The following is a 5488-nucleotide window of genomic DNA, read 5'->3' on the forward strand; positions in this document are numbered from 1 at the left end:
GACCCCATGGACGACGTGACGATCGAGGACCTCACCGAGGCCGAGCACCAGTGGCTCGGGGCGCTGCAGGGCGGGCTCCTGCAGATGGGCGTCAAGGACGCCGCCACGCTCTGCGCCGGGTTCCTCGAGGCGCGCGAGGCCTGGTGGGCCCTGCCCGCCGCGGAGCGGTCCGGCGCGCTCGCGCCCCGGGTCGTGGAGGGCCGCGTCGTCGTCCCGCCCACGCAGGACCAGGTCGTGGCCGCCACGCTGAGCCGACCGCAGGTACGGCTCGCCGTCGTCGCCGAAGGGCTTGCGCACGCGCTGCGTCCCGAGAGCCGCGACCGGATCAGCGCCCTCGTGCGGCGCGAGTACCGCGGACGTCGCCGCGAGCGGCTCCGTGCCGGACGTCGTGCCGCCCGTGCCGCGCACGCGTCGGCACTGCCGACCGCGCCTGCCGACCAGTGGCTGGGGGAGCGATGAACCCCCGACTGATCTGGTTCGTCGCCGGCTCCGCCGCCGGCGTCTACGCGAGCGTCAAGGCACGCCGCGCCGCCTACCGCATGTCGATGCCCGGACTCATCGACCAGGCCGCCGCGCTCGGCACGGGCGTGCGGGCCTTCGCCGACGAGGTCCGTGACGGCATGGCCACGGCCGAGCACCGGTTCGCCCGCGAGCTCGCCGCCGACGACCCCCATCCCGAGCCCCTCGGCCACGCCGCGAGCATCGCACCGCTCGACGCCGCACCGCTCGACGACGCAGCCCCCGACCTCCCCGACGAGAGAGACCACCCCTGATGCAGACCGCAGAGATCCGGCGCCGCTTCCTCGCCCACTTCGAGGCCGCCGGACACACCGTCGTGCCGTCGGCGCCGCTGCTGCTCGAGGACCCCAACCTGCTCTTCGTGAACGCGGGCATGGTGCCGTTCAAGCCGTACTTCCTCGGTCAGGAGACGCCGCCCTACGGCACCGCCACCAGCGTGCAGAAGTGTGTCCGCACCCTCGACATCGAGGAGGTCGGCAAGACCACGCGGCACGGCACGTTCTTCCAGATGAACGGCAACTTCAGCTTCGGCCAGTACTTCAAGGAAGGTGCCATCACGCACGCGTGGCGGCTCGTGACCGGTCACGTCGACGACGGCGGGCTCGGGTTCGACGCCGACTCGGTCTGGGTCACCGTCCTGGAGGGCGACCGCGAGTCGCGCGAGCTGTGGCGCTCCGTCGCCGGCCTGCCCGACGAGCGGATCCAGGACCGCGACCTCAACGACAACTACTGGCACATGGGCGTCCCCGGCCCCGGCGGACCCTGCAGCGAGATCTACATCGACCGCGGACCGGAGTACGGCCCCGACGGCGGCCCCGTCGTCGACGAGGACCGCTTCCTCGAGATCTGGAACCTCGTGTTCATGCAGGAGGAGATCACCAACGTCCGCGCCAAGGACCAGTTCGACGTCGTCGGCCCGCTGCCCAGCCAGAACATCGACACCGGCATGGGCCTGGAGCGCGTCGCCTACCTGCTGCAGGGCAAGCAGAACCTCTACGAGATCGACGAGGTGTTCCCGGTCATCGAGCGGGCCTCGGAGCTCACCGGTCGTCGGTACGGTGCGAACCACGACGACGACGTGCGCTTCCGCGTGGTCGCCGACCACGTCCGCTCGGGCCTCATGCTCATGGGCGACGGCGTCACGCCCGGCAACGAGGCGCGCGGCTACGTGCTGCGTCGCCTGCTGCGTCGCGCCGTCCGCTCGATGCGGCTGCTGGGCTTCGAGGACCCGGCGCTGCCCGAGCTGCTGCCGGTCAGCAAGGATCGCATGAAGGCCTCCTACCCCGAGCTCGAGGCCGACTTCGCGCGCATCGAGCAGGTCGCGTACGCCGAGGAGGACGCCTTCCGCTCCACCCTCGGCAAGGGCACGCAGATCTTCGACGTCGCGGCGCAGAAGGTGAAGGCCGACGGCGGCACGGGACTGTCCGGCGAGGCCGCGTTCACCCTGCACGACACCTACGGCTTCCCGATCGACCTCACGCTGGAGATGGCGCAGGAGCAGGGACTCAGCGTCGACGCCGACGGCTTCCGCGCCCTCATGGCCGAGCAGAAGGCGCGCGCCAAGGCCGACGCGAAGGCCAAGAAGGGCGTCCACGCCGACACCCACGCCTACCGGGCCGCGCTCGACGCGAACGGTCCGACGGACTGGCAGGCGTACACGACGCTCTCGACGGAGTCGAGGGTCCTGGCGCTGCTGAGCCAGGGCGAGGCCGTCCCCGCCCTCACGGCGGGCAGCATCGGCGAGGTCGTGCTCGACCGCACGCCGTTCTACGCCGAGTCCGGCGGTCAGAACGCCGACGCCGGCACCCTCACGTGGTCCGGCCACGGTGGCGGCACCGCCGAGGTGCTCGACGTCCAGCGCCCCATCAAGGGCCTGGTCGTGCACCAGGTGCGCGTGCTGGAGGGCGAGCTGGTCGTCGACGAGCAGCTCTCCGCCGACGTCGACCCCGAGTGGCGTCTCGGGGCGCGGCAGGCGCACTCCGGCACGCACGTCGTGCACGCGGCGCTGCGCGAGGTGCTCGGCCCCACGGCGCTCCAGTCGGGCTCGTACAACCGCCCCGGCTACCTGCGCCTCGACTTCGGCTGGAGCGGCGCGCTCTCGCCCGAGCAGCTGCACGACGTCGAGCACGTGTCGAACCGCGCGCTGCGCGAGGACCTGCCCGTCTCCGCGCAGTACATGACGCTGCCCGAGGCGCGGGAGTGGGGCGCGCTCGCACTCTTCGGCGAGACGTACGGCGAGGAGGTGCGCGTCGTCGAGATCGGCGGGCCCTGGTCGCGCGAGCTGTGCGGTGGCACCCACGTCGACCGGTCCAGCCAGATCGGCACCGTCGTCGTCACGTCGGACGGGTCCGTCGGCGCCGGCAACCGGCGCATCGAGGCGCTCACCGGCCTCGAGGGCTTCGCCTACCTCGCGAAGGAGCGCGACCTCGTGCTCCAGCTCACCGACGTGCTCAAGGCACGTCCCGACGAGGTCCCGACCCGGGTCAACGACCTCCTCACCCGGCTCAAGGCCACCGAGAAGGAGCTCGAGAAGCTCAAGGCGGCCCAGCTGCAGGGTGCGGCCGGCGACGTCGCCGGTGCGGCCGTCGACGTCGACGGCGTCGCGGTCGTGACCCACCGCGCCGAGGGCGTCGGCGGCGGCGACGTGCGCAGCCTCGCGCTCGACGTGCGGGGTCGGCTGCAGGACCGCGCTGCCGTCGTCGTCGTGGTCGGCACCGCGAACGACCGTCCCTCCGTGGTCGTGGCGGTCACGCCCGCCGCGCAGGAGCGCGGTCTCGCGGCCAACGCCCTCGTCGGCGTGGTCGGGGAGCGGATCGGCGGCAAGGGCGGCGGCAAGCCCGACGTCGCGCAGGGCGGCGGCACCGACGTCGGCGGCATCGACGCAGCCTTCGCCGCCGTGCACGACGCGGTCCGCGCGGCGGTCGGACGATGACGGCGGCTGCATGAGGACGGGTCGATGAGGCGGGGTCGATGAGGCGGGGCCGGCGGCTCGGGGTCGACGTCGGCGACGTGCGCATCGGCGTCGCCGTGTGCGATCCCGACGGCCTGGTCGCGACGCCGCTCGAGACGGTGGCGGCCGGCCGCGACGCCGTCGCCCGCCTGGCGGCACTGGCGGAGGAGGTCGACGCGCTCGAGCTGGTCGTCGGCCTGCCCGTCTCGCTGAACGGTCGCGAGGGGCCCGCCGCGGTCAAGGTGCGCGGCTTCGCGAAGGGTCTGCGCGAGGCCGTGGATCCGCGGGTTGTCCGGCTGTTCGACGAGCGCATGTCTACGATGACTGCCGACAGCCTGCTCCGCGAGGGCGGGCGACCAGGACGGAAACGACGTCAGGTGATCGACCAGACCGCGGCCGCGGTGATCCTGCAGACCGCCCTGGACACCGAACGGACCCGGGGCAGCGCCCCGGGCGAGACGATCTGAGGTCTACGTGAGCGACAGCGGACTCGACATCCTCGGCAGCGAGCCGGGCGACCGTCGCGCGACCAGTCCCGGAGGCCGACGCGCCCCGCGGCGCGGTCCGCGGTGGGGACGCATCATCCTCGTGCTCGCGCTGGTCGGCGGCATCGTCCTCGGCGGCAAGGTCGTCTGGGACAAGGCCGGCACCTACCTCAACGGTCCGCAGGACTACACGGGCCGTGGCAGCGGCGAGGTCGTCGTCGAGATCCCGTCCGGCGCCGACGGGCAGGCCATGGCCCGCATCCTCGCGAAGCAGGACGTCGTCAAGACCGCCGAGGCGTTCTACCAGCTGTCGCTCAACGACGACCGGTTCTCGACGATCCAGCCGGGCTTCTACCAGCTGCGCCGCAAGATGTCCGCGGCCGCGGCCCTCGACGGCCTGACCGACACGTCGAACCGCGTCGAGGGCAGGGTCGTGATCCCCGAGGGTTCCCGGGTCGGGCAGATCGTCAAGGCGATCGCCGCGGGGTCGGAGATCCCCGAGGCCGACGTGACCAAGGTGCTCGACGACCCGAAGGACCTCGGGCTGCCGGCGGAGGCGAACGGCAACCCCGAGGGCTACCTCTACCCGGCCACCTACACGGTCGAGCCGGGCACGACGGCGCTGGAGCTCCTGCAGCAGATGGTCAAGAAGACCCTCGACGTCGAGAACGACCTCGACATCGACACCCGCGCCCGGGCGCTCGGGCTGTCCAAGGAGGACGTGCTGACGGTCGCCAGCATCCTCGAGTACGAGGCCGCCCGCGACGAGGACTACCCCAAGGTGGCTCGGGTGCTCTACAACCGCATCGCCGACGGCATGCCGCTGCAGCTCGACTCGACCGTGTCGTACGTGAGCAAGCGCGAGGGCGACGTCTGGACGACGCCCGAGGAGCGCGCCAACCCGTCGGAGTACAACACGTACCAGAACACCGGCCTGCCGCCCGGGCCGATCGGCTCGCCCGGCGAGAAGACCATCGAGGCCGCGCTGAACCCGGCGCAGGGCGACTGGCTGTACTTCTTCGCCGACAAGCAGGGCGTGACCATCTTCAACACGAGCTTCGCGAAGCACACCGCCGACTGCCAGAAGGTCTACGGCGCCGGCTCCTGCGGTGGCTGACCACGGGTCCGGCCGACGCTGCGCCGTCGTCGGCCACCCCGTGGCGCACTCGCTGTCGCCGACGATGCACCGGGCCGCCTACGCGGTGCTCGGGCTCGACTGGACCTTCGAGCCCGTCGACGTCGCCCCGGGCGGCCTGCCCGCGCACGTCGACGCGCTCGACCCGTCGTGGCGGGCGCTGGCCGTCACCGCACCGCACAAGCGCGACGCGCTCGACCTCGCCGACACCGTCACCGACGTCGCCCGTGCCGCCGGCGGGGCCAACACCCTGCTCCTCGAGCACGGACCGGACGGACGTCACGTGCGCGCCGACAACACCGACGTGCCCGGTGCGCGCGCCGCGCTGTCGGAGGCCGGCGTGGTCGACGTGCCGGTCGTCCGTGTCCTGGGCGCCGGCGCGACGGCCGCGTCGGTCGC

General features: G+C 72.7%; 6 protein-coding genes. All 6 read left to right on the plus strand.

Annotation, left to right across the window (positions count from 1 at the left end):
• On the plus strand, window positions 1-459 hold a 459-nt coding region (locus NH339_RS17045; protein ID WP_253027201.1), incomplete at its 5' end, for a hypothetical protein.
• Entirely contained in the window at window positions 456-773 is a 318-nt protein-coding gene (locus tag NH339_RS17050; RefSeq protein ID WP_253027202.1) for a DUF6167 family protein, read from the plus strand. The genes NH339_RS17045 and NH339_RS17050, both read left to right, overlap by 4 nt.
• Window positions 773-3451 carry an alanine--tRNA ligase gene (alaS, locus tag NH339_RS17055; RefSeq protein ID WP_253027203.1) on the plus strand — a complete coding sequence of 893 codons (2679 nt, stop codon included), beginning with the start codon at window positions 773-775 and terminating at the stop codon, window positions 3449-3451. Before NH339_RS17050 ends, alaS begins: the two co-directional genes overlap by 1 nt.
• Window positions 3452-3489: 38 nt before the next feature.
• Entirely contained in the window at window positions 3490-3936 is a 447-nt protein-coding gene (gene ruvX, locus NH339_RS17060) for a Holliday junction resolvase RuvX (protein WP_253027204.1), read from the plus strand.
• Window positions 3937-3943: 7 nt separating this feature from the next.
• Window positions 3944-5071, plus strand: coding sequence for an endolytic transglycosylase MltG (gene mltG / locus NH339_RS17065; RefSeq protein WP_253027205.1), 1128 nt, complete (start codon window positions 3944-3946; stop codon window positions 5069-5071).
• Window positions 5064-5488 (plus strand): shikimate dehydrogenase (locus tag NH339_RS17070; protein ID WP_374208351.1); only part of this gene is annotated, 425 nt, incomplete at its 3' end. The genes mltG and NH339_RS17070, both read left to right, overlap by 8 nt.

The sequence above is a fragment of the Aeromicrobium sp. CnD17-E genome (assembly GCF_024124745.1).
In the GTDB taxonomy this organism is placed as follows: Bacteria; Actinomycetota; Actinomycetes; order Propionibacteriales; family Nocardioidaceae; genus Aeromicrobium.